Below are 22,417 nucleotides of genomic sequence, written 5' to 3' on the forward strand. Positions count from 1 at the left end.
ATGACTATCTTCGACAACCGCCTTGCGCGCCTGGCTCGCCTGGTTGCTTCCGGTGAAACCATTCCAGGTAAAACCGCACCTGCAGCGCTGTGGCGACGGCGCAGCAGCCTGAGCCGGATCGTGGAAGCCGCGCGCCCCCTGTTGCGGCGCCCGGGTTTTCTGCTGGCCGTGGCAATCGTCGCCTTTGCGCTGCTGGCCGCGCTGGCACCCCATCTCCTGAGCAGCTACGCACCTTATGCCACCTCGCCTGCCGACAAGCTCACCGCCCCCAATGCTGCGCACTGGTTTGGCACCGACGAGCTGGGCCGTGATCTTTATACCCGCGTGGTGCATGGCTCCAGCCTCTCGGTACAGGCCGCACTGCTGGCGGTTGGCATCGCCATGGCCGGCGGCTTGAGTCTGGGGGTGATTTCCGGTTTCGCAGGCGGGCGCATCGATGCGGTGATCATGCGCCTGATCGATGTATTGCTGGCCCTGCCCGGCTTGCTACTGGCGCTGGCGATTGTCACAGCCATCGGGTTCGGCACCCTTCCGGTAGCCATAGCAGTAGGCGTAGGGATAATTCCCGGTTTCGCTCGCACCACCCGCGCAGAAGTGCTGCGGGTCAAGACGTTGCCCTACGTGGAAGCAGCACGTCTGGGCGGCGCGAGCTGGACCCGTACCCTGCTGCGACACATTCTGCCCAACGCCTGGGGCCCGGTGGCGGTGCTAGCCACACTGGACTTCGGCGCGGCGATTCTGGCGACGGCCGGGCTGAGCTTCCTCGGCTTTGGTGCTGAACCACCAGCAGCCGAATGGGGCACGCTGATCGCCAACGGTCGGCACTTTCTGATGACTGCGCCTTGGGTTTCGCTACTGCCTGGCTTGTTCGTGGTCGCTATCGTGTTCAGCTTTAACCACATCGCACGCACTCTGGAAGAGATTCAACGATGACCGACACCCCGCAACTGATCGACATCCGACACCTGGGCGTTGCCTATCGTTTCGACGGGCAGGTCAATCAGGCCGTGCGCAACGTTTCGTTTCAGGTCGCCAAGGGCGAAACCGTGGCGATTGTCGGCGAGTCGGGTTCCGGCAAGTCGACGATGGCCAACGCAATCCTCGGCCTGCTACCGGATAACGCAACCATCACCAGTGGCGAACTGCAGATTGATGGTCACGATCTGAGCCATGCGTCCGAGCGCGAGAAACGTCGGATTCGCGGCAGCGTGATCGGCTTGGTGCCGCAGGACCCGATGGTCAGCCTGAACCCGACTCTGCGCATCGGTCGGCAAATTGCCGAAGCACTGCTGCAGGCGCATGGCGGGCGTTATCCGACAGTCGATGCCGATGTGCTGGAACTGCTGCAGCAAGTCGGCCTGGACAAGCCCTTGTTACGCGCTCGTCAGTACCCACATGAGCTGTCCGGCGGCATGCGCCAGCGAGTACTGATCGCCATCGCATTGGCCGGCAATCCGCGCCTGATCATCGCCGACGAGCCCACCAGCGCTCTGGACGTGACGGTACAACGCAAAATCCTCGATCATCTGCAACGTCTGGTGGCCGAGCGTGGTATTTCCCTGCTGATCATCACGCATGACCTTGGCGTGGCGGCCGACCGCGCTGACCGGGTGCTGGTCATGAACAACGGCGAGCTGGTCGAACATGGCACACCCGAGCAGATTCTCGTCAACCCAGGCCATGCCTACACCCGAGCACTGGTCGCCGCCGCTCCAGCATTCGGCCAGCGCAAAAGCCCGGTCGCTCCACGCCGGGCCCTGGCCAATGACACACCATTGCTGAACCTGAGCAACATCAGCAAGACCTACCGTTTGCCCTACGTAAAAGGCGAAGAGGCAGAGTTTCAGGCGTTGCAGGATGTCAGTTTCAAGGTCTTTCCCGGCCAGACACTGGCCATCGTCGGCGAGTCCGGTTCTGGCAAAAGTACTGCGCTGCGCATTGCGCTGGGCCTGGAGAAGCCCACCCACGGACGAGTTTTACTGGACGACCAGGATGTCACCGACCTGGGCTGGCGCGAATTCAGACCACTGCGACGGCGTATCCAACTGGTGCAGCAAAACCCGTTCGCGGCCCTTGACCCACGCTTCACGTTATTCGAAAGCATCGTCGAACCCCTGGTCTCGTTCGGCCTGCTCAAAGGCCGCGAACTGGAGCAGGCCGCACGCCGGTTGATAGAGCGAGTGCAGTTGCCCGTGGCCTATCTGGACCGCCTGCCGCGCGAGCTTTCCGGTGGCCAGCGTCAGCGGGTTGCCATTGCCAGAGCGCTGGCCCTGCAGCCCGATCTGCTGCTGCTCGATGAGCCGGTCTCGGCACTGGACGTGTCAGTACAGGCGCAGATTCTCGACCTGCTGGTCGAGCTGCAAGCCGAGTCAGGCATCGCCTACGTGCTGGTCTCCCATGACCTTGCGGTGGTCGCCAGCGTTGCTCATCAGGTGCTGGTGCTCAAGCATGGCGAGACCGTCGAGCAGGGTCTGGCCGAGGATGTTTTTGCCAGACCTGAAGCGGCCTACACCCAGGAGTTGATTGCCGCGATACCTGGCCGGCGTCTGGAGTTGCAAACAGGGACGCACTGAGAAATACCTGGTCTTGCATCAATAGGTCGCACGATGCTTGGCATCCATGACGTCGGCGACTGCGTATATGCATATTCCTTATCGATATTTAAATTATTTTTTTAATAGCTATAGAGTTGCATCTTATGCAGCAAATGTTGCCGAAGCAGGACGCAGGCAAGACCAAGCTAACTTGCGCACCTGACCCGCATGTTCAGACCGCATCAGCAAGAAGCCCTATTCCCCTACTTCGAGCACCCGCAATGAAAGGCATCACCCCCCTGTCGTTCCCAGCCCTGATGGGTTCAGCGCTGCTGCTGAATGCCGTCATTTCATTCCCTGCCCTGGCCGGACTGCTGGAAAAAGGTCGCGCTGACGGCCTGACCGCTGGTATCGCCAATGAACAGCCCTATGCCTACATCGGCACCGACGGCAAAGCCACCGGGGCCAATGTCGAGATATTGCGGGCGATTCTAGAACCGCTGGGCATCAAGCAGATCGAGACGCCTATCACTGACTTCGGTTCGCTGGTGCCGGGTCTGGCAGCCGGTCGTTTCGACTTGATCGGTGCGGGCCTGTTCATCAATCCGAATCGCTGCAAGGTCATCGCGTTCTCCAACCCTGTGACACGATCCGGCGGTGCGTTCATTGTCAAAACCGGTAACCCGCTGAACCTGCACAGCCTCAAGGACGTCGCCGGCAACACCAAGGTGCGCCTGGCCACGCAACCTGGCAGCAATCAGGTCCAGGAAGCCAAAGACAGCGGTATCGCCAACAGCAATGTGGTGTTGTTCGACAAGGACACCGAGGCGTTGGCCGCCTTGCAGGCAGGTCGCGTGGACGTGGTTTATTTCCCGGACGCCGAAGTCATCAGTCTGATCAAGAAAGCCAACAGCGCGGACATCGAGCGCGCCTTGCCTTTCGAGCAGATCCCGGACGCCAGTGGCAAACCGGGCTGGAATTACCATGCCTATGGCCTGCCAAAAAATGATCCGGCGTTTGAACAGGCTTTCAACGAACAACTGGCCAAACTCCGGGCGTCGGGCGAGCTGCTGAAAATCCTGCAGAAGTACGGCTACACCGAAAACGAACTGGCTGACCCGACCATCACCGCAGCCCAACGCTGCAACCCATGACCTGCCTCGCCCCGCAAGGGCGCGCAGTAAACGGCCCTGACCCACACGAGTACGGCCATGCCTGTTGATACTGCAACACTGGAAACCGCAGGTTTCATTGCCAGACAACTGGCCCACGGCGCCTGGATTACCCTGCAGATCACTGTGCTTGCCGAACTGCTGGTGCTGGTGCTTTCGTTTGTAATCGCCCTGATGCGCCTGTCGCCGTTCCGGGCGTTACGCTGGTTCGCCACTGTGTATGTCGAGGTGCTGCGTGGTATCTCGGCATTGGTGCTGCTGTTTTACCTGTTCTTCATTCTGCCGCTGTTCGGCATCCGCCTGTCCCCCATGACCACCGGCGTGCTGGGGTTGGGCCTGACGTTTTCGGCGTATGGCGCGGAAATCATTCGCTCGGCACTGATCAACGTCAGCCAGGGTCAACGTGACGCTGTGCGTGCGCTGGACTTCGGGCCGATAAGCGCGTTTCGGCGAATCATTCTGCCGCAGGCCCTGCCGTTCATGATCCCGCCGATGGGCAATCAGTTGGTCGAGCTGCTGAAAACCACGTCGCTGGTCTCGCTCATCACCCTCACCGACCTGACCTTTACCGGCAGTCAATTGATCACCACGCTGGGCCAGCAAACGCTGATCTGGAGCATCGTGCTGGTCTGCTATTTCGTGATGGCCTGGCCACTGAGCTGGCTGGTCAAGCGTTATGAGCAGCATGCCACCGCGTGGCGCACGGCCAGGGGATGAACGATGGAGTTTGATATCGCATTCGCCTGGTCGATTCTGCCGGAGCTGTTTCAGGGCTTGCTGGTGACCGTGCAGGTCGTGGTGCTGGGGTTCCTGCTCGCGGTGTTGCTCGGTCTGATCCTGGCCCTGACACTGCGCTCGCAGATAACCATCGTGCATCGCCTGAGCAAAGGCTACCTGAGCTTTTTTCGTAATACGCCGTTGATGGTCCAGTTGTATGTGCTGTTCTTCGCGCTGCCGCTGGCGGGCATCACCTTCCCGGCGATCACCACCGGTGTAATCGGCCTTGGCAGCTACTACGCGGCCTACATTGCCGAAGCGTATCGCGGTGCCATTGACGACATCCCGGCCGGACAGTGGGAAGCCGCACGCGCCCTGGATTTCAATCGTGGCGACACCTGGCGGCGCATCATCCTGCCGCAGGCGTTGAAACCCATGCTGCCGGTGCTCGGCAATTACCTGATCGGCATGTTCAAGGAAACGCCGCTTCTGGCGGTGATTACCATCCCTGAACTGTTTCAGGCTGCCAAACAGATCGCCGGCATGACCTATCGTTACAACGAACCGTACACAGTGATGGCGCTGATGTTTCTGGCGATCAGTGTGCCGACCTCGTTGCTGTTCAAATACCTGGAAAGGCGCAGCCATGTCTGATCTCGCACACACCGCAATTCCGTCCGTCACCACTGCGCAGATACAGATGAAACACGTGGTCAAGGACTTCGGCCGCAACCGGATCATCGACCATCTGGACCTGAGCATTCCTCAAGGTCAGAAAGTCGCCTTGATCGGCCCCAGTGGCTCGGGCAAATCAACGGTATTGCGCCTTATCAAGGGCCTGGAAAACTACCAGCAAGGCAGCATAGAAGTCGCAGGCGAAACAGTGCCCGCGCGCGCATCCGGATGGCGCTGGCCTGGCGCACGCAAGGCTCCGGTGGAGCATCGGGTAGGCATGGTGTTCCAGCAGTTCAACCTGTTCCCGCACCTCACCGTGCAGGAAAATGTCACCGAAGCGCCGTTACGGGTGCTCAGACTGACTCGCGAAGAGGCCCTTGCGCGCGCGCATCAATACCTCGGGCTGGTCGGGCTTGCTCACAAGGCCGATGCCTATCCGAGCCAGCTTTCCGGTGGTCAGCAACAACGCGTAGCGATTGCCAGAGCGCTGGCCATGCGTCCGCAGGTCATGTTGTTCGATGAAGTCACGTCGGCGCTCGACCCCGAGCTGGTCGGCGAGGTACTGGCGGTGATTCGCTCGATTGCCCACGAATTTCAGATGACCATGCTACTGGTGACCCACGAGATGAAATTCGCTCAGGACATCGCTGACCGGGTGCTGTTCATGGAGGGAGGCCGCATCGTGGCGGACGGCACCCCGAGCGAAATTCTGCTGAATCCGCAAAACGAACGGACTCGAAGATTTCTGCAGCGGGTGGAGCAGCGCTGATTGCCAGCGCCGCTCTTCTTGCATTGTGAGACGTTTGAACGTCGCGACTTTTTGAAAGTGGCGACCATCAGATCCGGAAGCGCGCAACCATGTCCTGCAGGTTGCTGCCCAGGCGCGCCAGTTCCACGGTAGACGCCGCGCTTTGCTCGGTAGCCGTGGCAGACTGGTCGGCAATATCGCGTACGCTGATGACACTGCGATTGATTTCGTCGGTAACGGCGCTCTGCTCTTCAGCGGCAGCAGAGATCTGTTGACTCATCTGTTCGATGGTCACGATCGAATGAGTGATTTCAAGCAGCGATTCTTCGGCCTGGCGCGCCAGCGCCACGGTGCCTTCAGTACGTTGACGGCTGGCATTCATCAGCTCCGATGCCGCGCCAGTGCCATCCTGCAAGGACTTTATCAGCGCCTCGATTTCAGTCGTGGATGACTGTGTACGCTGAGCCAGCGAACGCACCTCATCGGCCACCACGGCAAAGCCACGGCCCTGCTCACCGGCACGTGCAGCTTCGATCGCGGCATTGAGGGCCAGCAGGTTGGTTTGTTCTGCCACCGCCTTGATCACATCGATGACGCCGCCAATCTTGTCACTGTCCTGAATCAGGCGCTGCATGGCCTCGCCCAGTTGCCCCACTTCACCGGCAAGCTGGCTGATTTCACGCGTGGCGTGTTGCACCACGCTGCTGCCATGGGCTGCACGATCACTGGCCTGTCTGGCGGCCTGCGATGCATCTTCAGTGTTCTGCGCCACTTCCTGAACGGTGGAAGCCATCTGGTTCATGGCGGTCGCCACCTGGTCGACTTCCAGTTTCTGCTGAGTGACACCCGCACTGGTCTGCTCGCTGACGGCTGAAAGCTCCTCGGCCGCCGTGGCAATTTGTGTCACACCATTGCTGATACCGCCAATCAGGGTCCGCAGCGATACGGTCATGTGTTGCATGGTGTTTTGCAGCAGGCCCAGTTCATCCTGGCGAGTGGTACTGAGGTCGTTGGTCAGATCGCCGTCGGCAATCCGACGCGCCGCGATCACTGTCGAATCGAGCGGACGGGTGATCTGACGGGTAATCAGGATCGCCGCGAAGATGCCCAGCAGCAATACGATCACCGCCACGGTGAGCAGCTGGGTTACTGCACTGTCTTTTTCTTTATTGGCACTGACAACCTGACCCGCCATCAGCTTTTCCGCACTGGTGACGATGTCCATTGACTGCTGGCGAAGGCTGTCGCGAATCTGATCGTTCTGTTGCATCAGTTGCGAGATGGAGACCATCAACGACTTGTACTGTTGCAGCGCCGCGAGCGCCTCATCCACCGCCGGGCCGGCCTTGTTAGGCAGTTGATTGCGCGCGCTGCCCACCTGAGCGATCAGCGAATCGGCAGCGTCGAAAGTAATCTGCCTGTTTTCAGCAGTCGGGATACTGATATAACGGCGAAACACCAGGCGAAAGTTGGTCATGCCATTGCGCAGGTCGCCGGCAATCTTCACTTGATCGATACCGCTCTGGTCCAGCGAGCGGGAAACGTCGTCAAAGGTCTTTTGCAGCAGTGTCTCGAAACTTCCGCTGACCTGTTCGGAAATGGTGATCAGCGGCTGCATGGCCTGATCAATTTGCCGATTGTTATCGACCAACTGGCTGAACGTTTGCTTCAAGACACCCGCCTGGTCGCGAATCCCTCTGAGCATATCGGCGTTGACCGGAACGGTCAGAATCTTCAGGCCGTCCTCGATGGTCTTGCCCAGGTTGTCCATAGCCGACGTATAGCCCTGCGAATTGCTCGCGTCAGGCTTGGCGGTGTAGGTCTGCGCAGCGATCCTGAGGCTCAGCGCATCGGCCTTCACCTCTGAAACCTTGGCTGCCTTACCCAGCCGTTCGATTAGCAGGTTGGTGCTGAGGTAACCGATCGCGGTGACCGTCAGCACGCCCAGCAGTATCAGACCGAAGCCTACACTCAGCTTTTTGCTGACCTTCAAATTGTCCAGCCATGTCGACTTCATCAAATCTTTCCTCGGGATTTATCGTGATACCCAAGGATCGACTGTTCGCGGAACAACTTAATAGCCGCGGCGATTGCAAAGATTGATCGAAGAGATAGCAATATGACATGAGCTTTTTTGGCACTCTGTCAGGCCAGCACTTGAAGCCCCGAATACCTGGCCAAAGTCCGCCTTCAGGGTCACACGCTCACGGAGTTTCACAGACCTATAGGTACTCATCATTGTCGGTGATAGTAACCTTCGGTTTATTCGATTCGTTAATAACACCCCGTGCGCAACAGAATCCGCCCCATTCTTCACTATTGGCGGAACTTCCCATGCACCAGACAATCAGCCATCTGCGCTACCCTCTCACCGCCCTCGCCTTGATCGTCATCAGTGCTTGCGGCCGTGCGCCGGAAGCCACCAGTGCGCCTGGCGCAGCCAAGGTCAGTGTGGCCAAGGTACTGGAGCAGCCAGTCAACGAGTGGGATGAATTCACCGGTCGTCTCGAAGCACCTGAAACCGTCGAAGTGCGCCCGAGGGTCTCCGGTCAGATCGATCAGGTAGCCTTCACCGACGGCGCGCTGGTCAAGAAAGGCGACCTGCTGTTCCAGATCGATCCGCGCCCGTTCCAGTCGGAAGTCCGCCGTCTCGAAGCCCAGTTGCAACAGGCCCGCGCAGTCGCTTCGCGCAGTGACAGCGAAGCCCAGCGTGGTGAGCGTCTGCGCAGCAACAATGCGATTTCCGCCGAGCTGGCCGAATCGCGGACCACCTCGGCGCAGGAAGCCAAGGCTGGTGTCGCGGCCATTCAGGCGCAACTGGACCTGGCTCGACTGAACCTCAGTTTCACCCGTGTCACCGCACCGATTTCAGGTCGCGTGAGCCGTGCCGAAATCACCGCCGGCAACATTGTTACCGCCGATGTCACCGCCCTGACCAGCGTGGTCTCCACCGACAAGGTCTACGCCTACTTCGACGCGGACGAACGCGTGTTCCTCAAGTACACCGAGCTGGCCCGCAAAGGCCAGCGCGGTCAGACCACGCCGGTGTACCTGGGGCTGTCCAACGAACCTGGCAACCCGCACCTGGGCCAGATGAACTTTGTCGACAACCAGGTCAACCCGAGGACCGGCACCATTCGTGGCCGCGCCGTGTTCGATAACGCCGACGGTGCGTTTACCCCCGGCCTGTATGCGCGCCTGAAACTGGTGGGCAGCGGCACTTACTCGGCCGTGCTGATCAACGACGAAGCGGTGGGCACCGACTTGGGCAAGAAGTTCGTGCTGGTCATGGACAAGGACAACAAGCCCGCCTACCGGGCTGTCGAGCTGGGGCCGAAAATCGAAGGCCTGCGCATTGTGCGCAATGGTCTGGCCAAGGATGACACCATCGTCGTCAAAGGCTTGCAGCGCGTTCGTCCCGGCCAGCCTGTGGACCCTGAAGTCACTCCGATGGCCAGCGCCGACACCCTCGCCGCACTGCTCAAACAACGCCAGGCCCTCGAAGCCAGCAACCTGCCACAAGTGGCGCCCAAAGCGGCCGTCAAAATCGCCAGCGCTGCCGCGCCGCGCGGCTAAGGGACTCGTCCGATGAACTTCTCCAAATTCTTTATTTCACGGCCGATCTTCGCCGCAGTGCTGTCGCTGCTGATCCTGATCGCCGGTGCCATCTCGCTGTTCCAGCTACCGATCAGTGAATATCCGGAAGTCGTGCCGCCAACCGTGGTGGTACGCGCCAACTTCCCCGGCGCCAACCCCAAGGTGATCGGCGAAACCGTGGCCTCGCCACTGGAGCAGGCGATTACCGGTGTCGAAGGTATGCTCTACATGTCATCGCAGGCCACCGCCGATGGCAAGCTGACCCTCACCATCACCTTCGCACTGGGGACCGACCTGGACAACGCGCAGGTGCAGGTGCAGAACCGCGTGACCCGCAGCGAGCCGAAGCTGCCTGAAGAAGTGACACGCATCGGCATCACTGTGGACAAGGCCTCCCCCGACCTGACCATGGTCGTGCACTTGACCTCACCGGACAAACGCTACGACATGCTGTACCTGTCCAACTACGCCGTGCTCAACATCAAGGATGAGCTGGCGCGACTGGGCGGCGTCGGTGACGTGCAATTGTTCGGCATGGGCGATTATTCGCTGCGGGTCTGGCTCGATCCGAACAAGACCGCCTCACGCAACCTGACCGCCACTGATGTGGTCAATGCGATTCGCGAACAGAACCGTCAGGTCGCCGCTGGCCAGCTGGGTTCTCCGCCATCGCCGAATGCCACCAGCTTTCAGATGTCGATCAACACTCAGGGCCGCCTGGTCAGTGAGGAAGAGTTCGAAAACGTAGTCGTGCGAGCCGGTGCCGACGGTGAAATCACTCGCCTCAAGGACATCGCCCGCATCGAACTGGGCTCCAGCCAGTACGCGCTGCGCTCGTTGCTCAATAATCAGCCTGCGGTAGCCATCCCGATCTTCCAGCGTCCCGGCTCTAACGCCATCGACATCTCCAACGATGTACGCGCACGGATGGCCGAGCTCAAGCAAAGCTTCCCGGAAGGCATGGACTACAGCATCGTCTATGACCCGACGATCTTCGTCCGCGGCTCCATCGAGGCAGTGATTCACACGCTGTTCGAAGCACTGATCCTGGTGGTGCTGGTGGTGATCCTGTTCCTGCAGACCTGGCGCGCATCGATCATCCCGTTGGTGGCCGTACCGGTCTCGTTGATCGGCACCTTTGCGGTCATGCATATGTTCGGTTTCTCGCTGAACGCGCTGTCGTTGTTCGGCCTGGTGCTGGCGATCGGTATCGTGGTCGACGATGCCATCGTGGTGGTGGAGAACGTCGAGCGTAACATCGAGCTGGGCCTGGAGCCGGTCGCCGCCACGCACAAGGCCATGGCCGAAGTCACGGGGCCGATCATTGCGACGGCGCTGGTGCTGTGCGCCGTGTTCGTGCCTGCGGCATTCATTTCCGGGCTCAGCGGGCAGTTCTATAAGCAGTTCGCGCTGACCATTGCCATTTCGACGGTCATTTCCGCCTTCAACTCGCTGACCCTGTCGCCTGCACTGGCGGCGGTATTGCTCAAAGGTCATGACGCGCCCAAGGATCGCTTCTCACGCTTCCTCGACAGAATGCTCGGCAGTTGGCTGTTCCGCCCGTTCAACCGCTTTTTCGAGAAAGCCAGCCATGGCTATGTCGGTACGGTTGCCAGGGTTATTCGCAGCAGCGGCATTGCCTTGCTGGTCTATGCGGGCCTGATGGTTTTGACCTGGATGGGTTTCGCCAGCACACCGACCGGTTTCGTCCCGAGCCAGGACAAGCAATACCTGGTTGCATTTGCTCAACTGCCGGACGCCGCGAGCCTGGACCGTACCGAAGATGTCATCAAACGCATGTCGGAGCTGGCCCTCAAGCAGCCTGGCGTGCAAGACGCCATTGCCTTCCCGGGTCTGTCGATCAACGGCTTCACCAACAGCCCGAATAACGGCGTGGTGTTCGTGACCCTCAAGCCGTTCGACGAGCGCAAGGACCCGAGCCTCTCGGCCAATGCAATTGCCGGCGCGCTGAACGGTCAGTTTGCCTCGATTCAGGAAGCCTACATGGCGATCTTCCCGCCACCACCGGTACAAGGCCTGGGCACCATCGGCGGCTTCCGCCTGCAAATCGAGGACCGTGGCAACCTCGGCTATGACGAGCTGTACAAGGAAACCCAGAACATCATCGCCAAAAGCCGCAGCGTGCCGGAACTGGCCGGGCTGTTTACCAGCTACACGGTGAACGTGCCGCAAGTCGATGCTGCGATTGACCGCGAAAAAGCCAAGACCCACGGCGTTGCAGTCAGTGATATTTTCGACACGCTGCAGGTGTATCTGGGTTCGCTGTATGCCAACGACTTCAACCGGTTTGGCCGCACCTATCAAGTCAATGTCCAGGCTGAGCAGCAGTTCCGTCAGGATGCCGACCAGATCGGTCAGCTCAAGGTACGCAATAACCTGGGCGAGATGATCCCGCTGGCAACCTTCGTTAAGGTCAGCGACACCGCCGGCCCCGACCGCGTCATGCACTACAACGGCTTCATCACTGCTGAAATCAACGGTGCAGCGGCACCGGGTTACAGCTCTGGCCAGGCTCAGGCAGCGGTCGAGAAACTGCTTCGCGAGGAACTGCCGACCGGCATGATCTACGAATGGACCGACCTGACCTATCAGCAGATCCTTTCGGGCAATACCGCGCTGTTCGTGTTCCCGCTCTGTGTGCTGCTGGCGTTTCTGGTACTGGCAGCCCAATACGAAAGCTGGAGCCTGCCGCTGGCGGTGATCCTGATCGTACCGATGACCCTGCTCTCGGCGATTGCCGGGGTGATGATCGCGGGCAGCGACAACAACATCTTCACTCAGATCGGCCTGATCGTACTGGTAGGCCTGGCGTGCAAGAACGCGATTCTGATCGTCGAGTTCGCCAAGGACAAACAGGCTGAAGGAATGAGCCCGCTGGATGCGGTACTGGAGGCATGCCGCCTGCGTCTACGGCCGATCCTGATGACCTCGTTCGCCTTCATCATGGGGGTCGTGCCTCTGGTGCTGTCCAGCGGTGCGGGTGCCGAGATGCGCCATGCGATGGGTGTCGCAGTGTTCTCCGGGATGCTGGGTGTCACGTTCTTCGGCCTGCTGCTGACGCCGGTGTTCTACGTACTTATCCGTAATTACGTCGAACGCCAGGAGGCCCGCAAGGCCGCCAGGGTAAACAGCCAGCAAAACCTGCCTGCGGAGATGCATTGATGAGCGCGTACAAAGTCTTCATCCCGAGCCTGCTGGTCATGGCACTGGCGGCCTGCGCCGTGGGCCCCGACTACCGGGCACCGGTTACGGCGCCAGCGAAACTGGCGTCCGCCGCCCAGGGCAGCTATGACCGCAGCAAAGTGGACAGAGCCTGGTGGCAGCAGTTCGAGGACCCGACCCTCAATAAACTGGTAGCCAGGTCACTGGACGGCAACCGCGATCTGCGCGTCGCCTTCGCCCGGCTCAAGTCGGCGCGAGCCATTCGCGATGACGTCGCCAACGATGTGATGCCAGTGGTGACCAGCCGCGCCAGCAGTGACATCGGCAAGGGTCAGCAACCCGGCATCACCGAGCGCCGAGTCAACAGCGAGCGCTACGACCTGGGCCTGGACATGGCCTGGGAAGTGGACTTGTTCGGGCGCATCCAGCGCCAGCTGGAAGCCAGCGACGCCGATCAGGAAGCTGCAGAGGCCAACCTCTATCAGCTTCAGGTCACCCTGATTGCCGAGGTGGTCGACGCCTACGGCCAACTGCGCGGCGCACAGCTACGAGAAGCCATTGCCCGCGACAACCTGAAAAATCAGCAGAGTTCTCAGGACGTGACCACGCAACTGCGGGATGCGGGTGTGGGCAATGAGCTGGATGTGGTGCGTGCAGAGGCACGACTGGCCGCTGTCGAAGCGACCGTTCCGCAGTTGCAGGCCGAGCAGGCTCGCCAACGCAACCGCATCGCCACGTTATTGGGTGAGCGTCCGGAAAACCTCAGCGTCGACTTGAGCCCTAGCAAACTGCCGGCCATCGCCAAGGCCTTGCCGATTGGCGACCCTACGCAAGTGTTGCGCAATCGGCCGGACATCCGTGCAGCCGAGCGACAACTCGCTGCATCGACCGCACGTATCGGCGTTGCGACTGCCGATCTGTTCCCAAGGGTCAGCCTGAGCGGTTTTCTGGGCTTTACCGCCGGACGCGGCTCGCAGATCGGTTCGTCAGCGGCCAGAGCCTGGTCGCTGGGCCCGAGCATCACCTGGGCAGCCTTCGATCTGGGCAGCGTCCGGGCGCAGATTCGCAGTGCCGACGCCGATGCCGAGGGCGCACTGGCCAACTATGAGCAGCAAGTGCTGCTCGCGCTGGAAGAGTCGGAGAACGCGTTCAGCGATTACGACAAACGCCAGCAGCGGTTAGTCTCGCTGATGCGCCAGAGCGATGCGAGTCGCTCGGCGGCCAGACTGGCCTCGGTGCAATATCGTGAAGGCACGGCGGACTTTCTGGTCCTGCTGGATGCCGAGCGCGAGCGTCTGGCGGCCGAGGACGCTCAGGCGCAGGCAGAAATCGAGCTGTACCATGGCATTGTGGCTATCTACAAGGCACTGGGTGGTGGCTGGCAACCTCAGGCCTGAACCTGAAAAGCCGGTAAACCCGCCCCGCGTCCGATCAGGCCGCGGGGCTTTTTTTGCCTGAAACCCGGCTGCATCATGATTGCCGTTTGACAGCTGCCAGCCACTCCCCGAAGCTGCAACCCGTCAAGCATTGGAAATCGATATGCCCAGACTTTCTACCACGGGGTTATCGCCTCAACCCACTTCTCGACGTCGCTGGCTGATCGGCGCAGCGGCTGCAGCGCTTTTGGTGCTTTCGCTGGTTTTCTGGTGGTGGCGCATGCCCATCCAGACCGCTCCCGTGAAGCTGAGTCATACCTATGCGCAGGCGTTGGAACAGGCACATGACGGCAAACCGGGTGCCGCGCGCGTGCTGTATCAACAACTGGCTCGTACTGACCTGTCTGACACGCAACGCATCAGCCTGCTCGCCGAACTGAGCGATTATCCAAGCCCCCAGGCCCTCAAGTTGCTCGACGCTGCGCTGAGTAACCCGTCCGCTCAAGTGCGCGAAGCGGCGATCGATGTCAGCGTCAGGCTAGTCTCCAACAGCCAGCGCAGTCTGTTGCTCGGCCCGTTGCTGGATGACGCCGAACAATCCGTCAGGTTTCGCGCCACCAGCGCCCTGCTCGGCCTATCACCTGATGAGCTGGGCCTGTACTTTGCCGTTCTGCAGCAAAGTGCCGAGGCGTTTCAGGAATCACTCAAGAGCCAGCCGCAAAGCGCACAAAACCAGCTGCAACTGGCCAGGCTGTATCTGCAGACTGGCGATCTGGAGCCCGCGCTCACGGCACTGCAGCGGGCAACCGCGCTGGACCCGGGCAATATCGAAGCAGCGCTGGCGCACATTGAATTACTGGACCGCAAGGGCCAGGCCGAGCAGGCACGCGGCCTTTTCGCACAGTTGCTGGAGCACAACCCTGGCTCGTCCATGCTCCAGCACGCACTGGGCATGTGGCTGCTGAACCACGGCCAGGCGGAATTCGCCGTGCTCAGCCTGGCCAAGGCCACGGAACTGGCACCCGATAACAACGACTATCGCTATGACCTGGCGGTTGCACTGCACTCGTTGAACGAGCTCGAAGCGGCACAGCGCCAGTTGACCCAGATCGTTCAGAACCAGCCCGCAAATCGCAAGGCCAGGGTGCTGCTGATCCAGTACTGGAAAGAGAACGGTCAGTTGCAGAACGTGCAGATTCTGCTGGCCGAGCTCGAGCAGCAGAACCCGGATGACCCTGTGCTGCAACAGGGGTTGTAGGGTCAAAAACGCAACGTGGATACGGGCGAAAGGCCATCTTTGAGTGGTCCACGCGCCTTTCAGCACGTGGCCTTCAGACATTCCCTCCATTTCCTCATCCGACACTCCTTTTGCCTGTCGGATATTTCTTTTTCCAAGCCATTCACTCTCTCATGGCACGTTTTCCATCCGTGGCTAATATCGGAAATAACTTACAACGCCCCTCTGCCTACAACACGGACATCATCCCCTATATCCAACATCGTCTCCCTGCGCCATTTAACGAATTTGTGAAAGGCTATTTTCTAACTGGAAAAAAAAGTGCATCATTTGCGGGCGACTGAGTTATAAATACCCTCTATCTGCACAACGACAAGCCGCAAAGGCCAAGTTTCAGCATAGAAACCGCAGGTATCGGGCACCCTCGAGTGAGCGAATCGACCTATCAGTTTTGTCTCATCGCTTTATAGGGCTGACAACAGCCATTACATTGTTGGAGTATATTAATTGTCCAGACTTGCCGAGTTTCGAGCAGCAGAGAAAGCCCTTCAGGAACAGCTTGCACAGCTGGAATCGTTGAAGAATGACGCCGGATTGAAGAAGGAGATCGAATTCGAGCAAAAGCTCCAGGACCTGATGGGCACCTACGGTAAAAGCCTGCGTGACATCATCGCAATCCTTGACCCTTCGAGTGCAACCTCGCTGGTTGCACCCGCAGGGCCAAAGCGTCGCCGTGCACGCGTGGTCAAGGTTTACCAGAACCCGCATACCGGCGAGCTGATTGAAACCAAGGGCGGCAACCATCGCGGCCTCAAGGCATGGAAAGAGCAATACGGTGTAGACACTGTTGATTCATGGCTGCGTGCCTGATTGCAAGTTGTCACTTGAAGCCCTGCACTTGCAGGGCTTTTTTATCTTCGTCACTGCAGCTCTTCACCTGCGTACTGCAGGGCTGTGCTCAGGCGTCATCACACAGTACCTGTCGATCCGCAGCGGAAATTCATATACATGATTAGGTGGACTGCCCGGTTCGTATACTTCAATGCAGCGTGTAAATGCCGCGAGAATAATGACGTCAATAAATCCGGATTATGCGATTCAGCACACAGTTACAAACCTGAACAGTTCCTGAAGTGCGTAGAGTAATTATTCAGTTTGACCGCGTGATGAGATACATCACTATTTGTTTCTCAATGATTCGTCGCGCTGAAACGCATCGATTGCGCAACACAGCGCAGCTTCACACTTTTTTCACATGGACTCTCGGATGATGAAGACCGCTAAAGGAATAGCGCCCCATGCCCGCCTCGGCGGGCTTCTTTTTGTCTGCGAAAAGGCAGATGTCACTGCGTAACGTCCAGACGCAGACTCTCACGAATACGCAGTGCCTCATCCTTGTTGCTCGCATAGCCGTCTGCCGATCCCGCGTAGGACAATGACCAGGCCAGATCCTTGCTGGCGGCCGCGACCAGTGTCTGGGTCAACACGTGCACACCATTCTGAGTAATGGTGCAGGTGGTTTCGAGCGCGGGCACCACGCTAAGCCGACTTTCACGGACATGCGTGCAGACGCTCTGCAACCCACTGCGGGCAAAATTGACCTGAACCGACTTACGCATTTCCAGCAGAACGCCCTGGACATTGACGTCATGTCCCGGCGCCAGCCGCGTTTGGGTGAGCTCCATGACCATCAGCGGATTTCCACTTTGATCGTTTTTCACCGCGCGCTGTCTGACCTGCACGGACGGTTGAACGGGCTCGCCCGACTCGGTCGGTATCGACTCGACCTCCCAGCCTGCGGGCCAGACGATCATTGCATCGGCGGCATGGACCTGAGCAGTGCTCAGCAGTAGGAACAGGCACAGGCTTGGCACGGAGCGTCGGTAGTGCGAAAGGATCATGATCGGGTCGCCAAAACGGTTGACCGGAAATTCTGAGCCTGTTGTCGGCATCGAGCAAGGCCGACGCGACGTTATACGCGCCGGGTTTGGCACTGCCTGCCCTGCCCCGTATCATTTGGCATTATTTGTACATTCTGTTGGAGACACATTGATGAGCTTGCACGAACTCAACACACTACCGGGCGTCACAGCCAATCCTGAAGCGGCCACCCGGCAGTTTGTGTTCAACCACACCATGCTGCGCGTCAAGGACATCACCAAATCGCTGGATTTCTATACCCGCGTACTGGGCTTCAGCCTGGTAGAGAAACGTGACTTCCCGGAAGCCGAATTCAGCCTGTACTTTCTGGCGCTGGTCGACAAGGCACAGATCCCGGAAGACGACGCTGCCCGCAACGAATGGATGAAGTCGATCCCCGGCATTCTGGAGTTGACCCACAACCACGGTACCGAAAGCGATGCCACCGCGTCGTACCACAACGGTAACAGCGACCCGCGCGGCTTTGGCCATATCTGCGTGTCGGTGCCGGACGTGAAGGTCGCCTGCGAGCGATTCGAAAGCCTGGGCGTCGACTTTCAGAAGCGCCTGTCCGATGGCCGCATGAACAGCCTGGCCTTTATCAAGGACCCGGACGGCTACTGGGTGGAGATCATCCAGCCAACGCCGCTCTGAGACCGCGGTGATCGCTCCGGCAAGGAGCGACCCGCATAGAAAGCAAAAAGCCCCGTGATCGCTCACGGGGCTTTTTGTTTACTGCTGTCCGATCAGGCCGGTGCGGAGGTACGGATCAGATGGTCAAAGGCGCTCAGGGAGGCCTTGGCACCTTCGCCCAGGGCAATGATGATCTGCTTGTACGGTGCGACCGTTACGTCACCAGCAGCGAAGATACCCGGCACCGAGGTTTCACCACGGGAATCGACCACGATCTCGCCACGCGGCGACAGCTCAATGGCACCTTTGAGCCATTCACTGTTAGGCAGCAGGCCGATCTGCACGAAGATACCTTCGAGCGGCACGGTGATCTCTTCGCCTGTAGTGCGGTTCTTGTAGCGCAGTCCGTTGACCTTCTGCTCATCACCGGTCACTTCAGTGGTTTGCGCACTGGTGATCACAGTCACGTTCGGCAGGCTGTGCAACTTGCGCTGCAGCACCGCGTCGGCACGCAACTGCACGTCGAACTCCAGCAGTGTCACGTGAGACACGATACCCGCCAGGTCGATTGCAGCCTCGACGCCCGAGTTACCACCACCGATGACAGCGACGCGCTTGCCTTTGAACAGAGGACCGTCGCAATGCGGGCAATAAGCCACACCCTTGTTACGGTACTGCTGCTCACCCGGCACGTTCATCTCCCTCCAGCGTGCGCCAGTGGCAAGGATCAGTGTCTTGGCCTTGAGGCTGGCACCGCTGGCAAACTTCACTTCGTGCAACTCGCCAGCTGCGCCAGGAATCAGCTTGTCGGCACGCTGCAGGTTCATGATGTCGACTTCGTACTGCTTGACGTGCTCTTCAAGCGCCACAGCCAGCTTCGGCCCCTCGGTATGCTGTACCGAGATGAAGTTCTCGATGGCCATGGTGTCCAGCACCTGACCGCCGAAACGCTCGGCGGCAACACCGGTGCGGATGCCTTTGCGGGCAGCGTAGACGGCCGCCGCAGAACCAGCCGGGCCACCGCCCACGACCAGCACATCGAAGGCCTGCTTGGCGTTGAGTTTTTCCGCCTGACGCGCACCGGCGCCAGTGTCGATCTTGGCCAGAATCTCTTCCAGCCCCATGCGGCCCTGACCGAACAACTCACCGTTCAGATAGATGCTCGGCACCGACATGATCTTGCGATCGGTCACTTCGTCCTGGAACAGCGCACCGTCGATAGCGACGTGCTTGATACCAGGGTTCAACACTGCCATCAGGTTCAATGCCTGGACGACGTCCGGGCAGTTCTGGCAGGACTGCGAGAAATAGGTTTCGAAATGGAATTCGCCCTCAAGCGCGCGAACCTGTTCGATGGTTTCCGCACTGACCTTGGGTGGATAGCCGCCGACTTGCAGCAGCGCCAGGACCAGCGAGGTGAATTCGTGACCCATGGGGATACCGGCAAAACGCAGGCTGATATCGTGGCCAGGGCTGCTCAGCGAGAACGACGGAGTACGTGCGTCGGTACCGCTGTCATTCAGGGTGACGTCCTTGGAAACGCTGATCACATCATTGAGCAGTGCGAGCATTTCCTGAGACTTCGCGCCGTCATCAAGGGACGCGACGATCTCGATGGGGCGAGTAACCCGCTCCAGATAGGATTTCAACTGGGCTTTAAGATTGGCGTCCAACATGTGGCGGCTTCCTGTTTACAAAGGGTAGAAATAACAACGCCCAGGCGATTACCGCCCGGGCGTTTTTTGGGGCGATGCGGTTTACTTGCTCAAGAGCTCAACGCCCCTAGCCGATTCATGCGACTCAGATCTTGCCAACCAGGTCCAGGGACGGAGCCAGAGTAGCTTCGCCTTCTTTCCACTTGGCTGGGCAGACTTCGCCCGGGTGAGCGGCAACGTACTGAGCAGCCTTGATCTTGCGCAGCAGCTCGGAAGCGTCACGGCCAACACCGCCGTCGTTCAGCTCGACGATTTTGATCTGACCTTCAGGGTTGATCACGAAAGTACCGCGATCTGCCAGCCCGGCTTCTTCGATCAGCACGTCGAAGTTGCGGGAGATGGTCAGGGTCGGGTCACCGATCATGGTGTACTGGATCTTGCCGATCGCTGGCGAGGTGTTGTGCCATGCAGCGTGGGCGAAGTGGGTGTCAGTCGAAACGCTGTAGATTTCAACGCCCAGCTTCTTGAACTCTTCGTAGTTGTCAGCCAAGTCTTCCAGCTCGGTCGGGCATACGAAGGTGAAGTCGGCCGGATAGAAGAATACGACAGACCACTTGCCTTTGAAGTCAGCGTCCGAGACGTCAACGAAAGCGCCGTTCTTGAATGCGGTAGCCTTGAACGGTTTTACCTGGCTGTTGATGATAGGCATCGGTATATCTCCTGATGGGTTGGATGGGTTGTGAATTCGATGGAGTGAAGCTTACGCATGATCGATGACAATCGCTCATTGGCAAACCTGATGTCACTGATTGCTTTTCACTATGAAGGCAGCTTATTGATAGAAGAAACCTTCGGACCGCTCCCCGCCTCCGGTGGACTCAGGAACGGAGCGGCATCAATGTAGCGCATCGCCGACTTGATGTCCCTCCAGCCTACGTAGGACATCAGTGACTTGAGGTCCCAGCCGTTACTGTGCGCCCAACTGGCGAAGCCCCGGCGCAGCGAGTGGCTGGTGTAGTGCTCTGCGGCGATGCCTGCACGCTGGAGCGCCTGACGCAGCAACGGGATGACGCTGTTGGCGTGCAGCCCCTCCTCTTTAAGGTTACCCCAACGATCTACTGCCCGAAAGACCGGACCGCGTACCAGCGCGGCACAGTTGATCCACTCTATATAGGCTTGCACCGGGCACAGCCGCTGCAAGGCCGGGGTCTGGTAGGTCCTGCCGAGGTTGTCGCGATCGCCTTTGCTGCGCGGCAGATAAAGGCTGATTCCCGAGTCGGCGATAGCCTTGACATCCTGTACTTGCAGGCGGCAAAGCTCGTCGCTGCGAAACCCGCGCCAGAATCCCAGCAGGATCAGCGCCGAATCACGTCGACCGCGCAACAGACGCGGCTGATCGTGTTGTGCGCTCGCTTCACGTATTTCAATCTCCAGCCAGGCGATGACTTTTTCCAGATCCTGCAACTGCAAAGGCTCGGCCTGCTTTTCCTGCGCCGGGTGCAGCGCGCGAATGCCCTTGATGACCTTGCGCACCATGGGTGCCTTGGTGGGATCGACAAAGCCCTGGCTGATATGCCACTGGGCCAGCGCTGACAAGCGCAACTTCAGGGTATTCACCGACAGCGTCCCTGCATGGCTCGCCAGGTAGCGCGCCACGCTTTCGCTGGTCGCCGGCAGAAACCCGCCCCATGTCACCTCGAAATGCTCGATTGCAGCCCGATAGCTGCGGCGCGTGTTGTCGCGGGTCGCCGCCTCGATATAGCGATCAACGTCGTTCATGGCTAAAACCTGCTGGGTGTACCGGTAAAGGTGCCGTAAAGGTAGCTGACAGCGCCTGACGCGGGATAATACGCCAATATCCCTTGTTAATTAATTCAAAAAATAGCTAATTATTTCAAAACGTATAGTATGTAATTACAGAGTACATACCACAGTACGAAATCGTAGGAGACAGCATGGCCCGCGGCGGTGTAAACAAGGCTTTAGTACAGAAAGCAAGGGCATCCCTGCTGTCCAGAGGCGAAAACCCCAGCATCGATGCGGTACGTATCGAAATGGGTAATACGGGATCGAAAACCACCATTCACCGCTATCTGAAGGAGCTCGAATCCACGCAAGCCCCGGCACCGGATATCAACGAGGAGTTGAGCGATCTGGTGGCTCATCTCGCCCAGAGGCTTCAGGAGCAGGCACAGGAACGTATTGATCAGGCGCACGATCAGCATCAGGCCGAGCGCGACATCCTCCAGCGGCGACTTGCGGCGACTCAGGAGCAGATCAGCCAACTGGAAAAACACGCACAGCAGCGCGAAGAGACACTGGAACAACAAGCTGCCGCCCTGCGCCACACGCAAGGCACACTGCAGGATGTGCAGACAGAACACGCCCGGTTGCTTCAGGCCAATCAGGATCTGGAGGCCCGTCTGCACGACAAGGACGGGCAGATCCACTCTCTGGAAGAAAAGCACCAGCATGCCCGCGAGGCGCTGGAGCACTATCGCAACTCGATCAGAGAACAACGCGAACATGAGCAACGACGCCACGAAAGCCAGGTTCAGCAGTTGCAAATGGAACTGCGACAGGCGCAGCAAGGCATGGCCATGCACCAGGAAAACATCACACAGCTCAATCGAGACAACGAAAGACTGCTGGCTGAAAATCGCACCACCCTGCGCGAACTGCACAGCCAAACCGACCAGTTGAAGCAAGCCAACACGCAGAATGTCGCCTTCGCAGAACAACAGCAGCACGCCCACACCCAATGCGCACTACTGGAAGAAAGGTTACGCAGCGCGCAGGACGAAAACGCCGCGCTCAAACAAGGCATGACCGATGCGCAGCAACAGAGCCGCATGCTGGAACTGTTGCTGACCAAGAAGGAAGCGGCACTGGAAAACCTGCAGATCAGGCTCGATCAGCCGGACAAACCCAAAGCCGCCAAGAAGAAGCCATCAGACCAGACATGACCAG

The 22,417-nt window shown here is 59.2% G+C and carries 18 protein-coding genes and 1 pseudogene; 13 read left to right on the top strand and 6 right to left on the bottom strand.

All coding sequences use genetic code 11. From position 1 onward, the window contains the following. The 6 genes from V476_RS26040 to V476_RS26065 all read left to right on the top strand — a co-directional run bounded on the left by V476_RS26040 (window position 1) and on the right by V476_RS26065 (window position 5,867). Window positions 1-933, top strand: coding sequence for an ABC transporter permease (locus tag V476_RS26040; RefSeq protein ID WP_024959936.1), 933 nt, complete (start codon window positions 1-3; stop codon window positions 931-933). Next, window positions 930-2,573, top strand: coding sequence for a dipeptide ABC transporter ATP-binding protein (locus V476_RS26045; protein WP_024959935.1), 1,644 nt, complete (start codon window positions 930-932; stop codon window positions 2,571-2,573). Before V476_RS26040 ends, V476_RS26045 begins: the two co-directional genes overlap by 4 nt. A gap of 242 nt (window positions 2,574-2,815) precedes the next feature. Beyond that, window positions 2,816-3,688, top strand: coding sequence for an ectoine/hydroxyectoine ABC transporter substrate-binding protein EhuB (gene ehuB, locus V476_RS26050; RefSeq protein WP_024959934.1), 873 nt, complete (start codon window positions 2,816-2,818; stop codon window positions 3,686-3,688). 57 nt (window positions 3,689-3,745) lie between these two features. After that, complete coding sequence (gene ehuC / locus V476_RS26055) at window positions 3,746-4,423, top strand: ectoine/hydroxyectoine ABC transporter permease subunit EhuC (protein WP_024959933.1); 678 nt, start codon at window positions 3,746-3,748, stop codon at window positions 4,421-4,423. 3 nt (window positions 4,424-4,426) lie between these two features. Then, complete coding sequence (ehuD, locus tag V476_RS26060; protein ID WP_024959932.1) at window positions 4,427-5,077, top strand: ectoine/hydroxyectoine ABC transporter permease subunit EhuD; 651 nt, start codon at window positions 4,427-4,429, stop codon at window positions 5,075-5,077. Then, entirely contained in the window at window positions 5,070-5,867 is a 798-nt protein-coding gene (locus tag V476_RS26065; protein ID WP_024959931.1) for an amino acid ABC transporter ATP-binding protein, read from the top strand. Before ehuD ends, V476_RS26065 begins: the two co-directional genes overlap by 8 nt. Before the next feature lie 67 nt (window positions 5,868-5,934). On the opposite strand, the gene V476_RS29535 is transcribed toward V476_RS26065, so the two are convergent. Both V476_RS29535 and V476_RS29540 read right to left on the bottom strand, forming a co-directional pair. Beyond that, window positions 5,935-6,807, bottom strand: a complete 873-nt coding sequence (locus V476_RS29535) for a methyl-accepting chemotaxis protein (RefSeq protein WP_370683546.1) — start codon at window positions 6,805-6,807, stop codon at window positions 5,935-5,937. A gap of 33 nt (window positions 6,808-6,840) precedes the next feature. After that, window positions 6,841-7,863: pseudogene (locus V476_RS29540) on the bottom strand (methyl-accepting chemotaxis protein); the annotation flags it as partial. Between the two features lie 317 nt (window positions 7,864-8,180). Here V476_RS29540 and mexE point away from each other — a divergent pair. The 5 genes from mexE to V476_RS26095 all read left to right on the top strand — a co-directional run bounded on the left by mexE (window position 8,181) and on the right by V476_RS26095 (window position 16,109). Further along, complete coding sequence (mexE, locus tag V476_RS26075; protein ID WP_003411228.1) at window positions 8,181-9,422, top strand: multidrug efflux RND transporter periplasmic adaptor subunit MexE; 1,242 nt, start codon at window positions 8,181-8,183, stop codon at window positions 9,420-9,422. Window positions 9,423-9,434: 12 nt separating this feature from the next. Continuing rightward, window positions 9,435-12,626: an efflux RND transporter permease subunit gene (locus V476_RS26080; protein ID WP_024959929.1), complete on the top strand. Its 3,192-nt coding sequence runs from the start codon at window positions 9,435-9,437 to the stop codon at window positions 12,624-12,626. After that, window positions 12,626-14,023: an efflux transporter outer membrane subunit gene (locus tag V476_RS26085; protein ID WP_003315303.1), complete on the top strand. Its 1,398-nt coding sequence runs from the start codon at window positions 12,626-12,628 to the stop codon at window positions 14,021-14,023. Before V476_RS26080 ends, V476_RS26085 begins: the two co-directional genes overlap by 1 nt. A gap of 142 nt (window positions 14,024-14,165) precedes the next feature. Next, a complete protein-coding gene (locus V476_RS26090; RefSeq protein WP_003411233.1) occupies window positions 14,166-15,260 on the top strand; it encodes a tetratricopeptide repeat protein in 1,095 nt (364 codons plus the stop codon). 486 nt (window positions 15,261-15,746) lie between these two features. After that, on the top strand, window positions 15,747-16,109 hold the full coding sequence (locus V476_RS26095; RefSeq protein WP_002553302.1) for a histone-like nucleoid-structuring protein, MvaT/MvaU family: 363 nt from the start codon (window positions 15,747-15,749) through the stop codon (window positions 16,107-16,109). Window positions 16,110-16,582: 473 nt separating this feature from the next. On the opposite strand, the gene V476_RS26100 is transcribed toward V476_RS26095, so the two are convergent. Next, on the bottom strand, window positions 16,583-17,191 hold the full coding sequence (locus tag V476_RS26100; protein ID WP_024959928.1) for a DUF4946 domain-containing protein: 609 nt from the start codon (window positions 17,189-17,191) through the stop codon (window positions 16,583-16,585). Window positions 17,192-17,291: 100 nt separating this feature from the next. On the opposite strand from V476_RS26100, the gene gloA reads away from it, so the two are divergent. Beyond that, a complete protein-coding gene (gene gloA, locus V476_RS26105; RefSeq protein WP_003315308.1) occupies window positions 17,292-17,813 on the top strand; it encodes a lactoylglutathione lyase in 522 nt (173 codons plus the stop codon). 92 nt (window positions 17,814-17,905) lie between these two features. Here the strand turns inward: gloA and ahpF are convergent, their stop codons facing one another. From ahpF to V476_RS26120, 3 genes are all read right to left on the bottom strand, one after another. After that, window positions 17,906-19,468, bottom strand: a complete 1,563-nt coding sequence (gene ahpF, locus V476_RS26110; RefSeq protein WP_003315309.1) for an alkyl hydroperoxide reductase subunit F — start codon at window positions 19,466-19,468, stop codon at window positions 17,906-17,908. 124 nt (window positions 19,469-19,592) lie between these two features. Next, window positions 19,593-20,156: an alkyl hydroperoxide reductase subunit C gene (gene ahpC, locus V476_RS26115; protein WP_002553298.1), complete on the bottom strand. Its 564-nt coding sequence runs from the start codon at window positions 20,154-20,156 to the stop codon at window positions 19,593-19,595. A 110-nt stretch (window positions 20,157-20,266) separates the two neighbouring features. Next, window positions 20,267-21,226 carry a site-specific integrase gene (locus V476_RS26120; RefSeq protein WP_003394810.1) on the bottom strand — a complete coding sequence of 320 codons (960 nt, stop codon included), beginning with the start codon at window positions 21,224-21,226 and terminating at the stop codon, window positions 20,267-20,269. 176 nt (window positions 21,227-21,402) lie between these two features. On the opposite strand from V476_RS26120, the gene V476_RS26125 reads away from it, so the two are divergent. Next, entirely contained in the window at window positions 21,403-22,413 is a 1,011-nt protein-coding gene (locus V476_RS26125) for a DNA-binding protein (RefSeq protein WP_024959927.1), read from the top strand. Window positions 22,414-22,417 lie beyond the last annotated feature (4 nt).

The organism is Pseudomonas syringae KCTC 12500, assembly GCF_000507185.2.
GTDB classification, from domain to species: domain Bacteria; phylum Pseudomonadota; class Gammaproteobacteria; order Pseudomonadales; family Pseudomonadaceae; genus Aquipseudomonas; species Aquipseudomonas syringae.

Coding starts and splice junctions, on each gene's coding strand:
- V476_RS29535 (WP_370683546.1), bottom strand. CDS start 6,807: ATGCAACACATGACCGTATCGCTGCGGACCCTGATTGGCGGTATCAGC.
- V476_RS26040 (WP_024959936.1), top strand. CDS start 1: ATGACTATCTTCGACAACCGCCTTGCGCGCCTGGCTCGCCTGGTTGCT.
- ehuB (WP_024959934.1), top strand. CDS start 2,816: ATGAAAGGCATCACCCCCCTGTCGTTCCCAGCCCTGATGGGTTCAGCG.
- V476_RS26090 (WP_003411233.1), top strand. CDS start 14,166: ATGCCCAGACTTTCTACCACGGGGTTATCGCCTCAACCCACTTCTCGA.
- gloA (WP_003315308.1), top strand. CDS start 17,292: ATGAGCTTGCACGAACTCAACACACTACCGGGCGTCACAGCCAATCCT.
- ehuD (WP_024959932.1), top strand. CDS start 4,427: ATGGAGTTTGATATCGCATTCGCCTGGTCGATTCTGCCGGAGCTGTTT.
- V476_RS26125 (WP_024959927.1), top strand. CDS start 21,403: ATGGCCCGCGGCGGTGTAAACAAGGCTTTAGTACAGAAAGCAAGGGCA.
- V476_RS26065 (WP_024959931.1), top strand. CDS start 5,070: ATGTCTGATCTCGCACACACCGCAATTCCGTCCGTCACCACTGCGCAG.
- mexE (WP_003411228.1), top strand. CDS start 8,181: ATGCACCAGACAATCAGCCATCTGCGCTACCCTCTCACCGCCCTCGCC.
- V476_RS26120 (WP_003394810.1), bottom strand. CDS start 21,226: ATGAACGACGTTGATCGCTATATCGAGGCGGCGACCCGCGACAACACG.
- ahpC (WP_002553298.1), bottom strand. CDS start 20,156: ATGCCTATCATCAACAGCCAGGTAAAACCGTTCAAGGCTACCGCATTC.
- ehuC (WP_024959933.1), top strand. CDS start 3,746: ATGCCTGTTGATACTGCAACACTGGAAACCGCAGGTTTCATTGCCAGA.
- V476_RS26100 (WP_024959928.1), bottom strand. CDS start 17,191: ATGCCGACAACAGGCTCAGAATTTCCGGTCAACCGTTTTGGCGACCCG.
- V476_RS26085 (WP_003315303.1), top strand. CDS start 12,626: ATGAGCGCGTACAAAGTCTTCATCCCGAGCCTGCTGGTCATGGCACTG.
- ahpF (WP_003315309.1), bottom strand. CDS start 19,468: ATGTTGGACGCCAATCTTAAAGCCCAGTTGAAATCCTATCTGGAGCGG.
- V476_RS26080 (WP_024959929.1), top strand. CDS start 9,435: ATGAACTTCTCCAAATTCTTTATTTCACGGCCGATCTTCGCCGCAGTG.
- V476_RS26045 (WP_024959935.1), top strand. CDS start 930: ATGACCGACACCCCGCAACTGATCGACATCCGACACCTGGGCGTTGCC.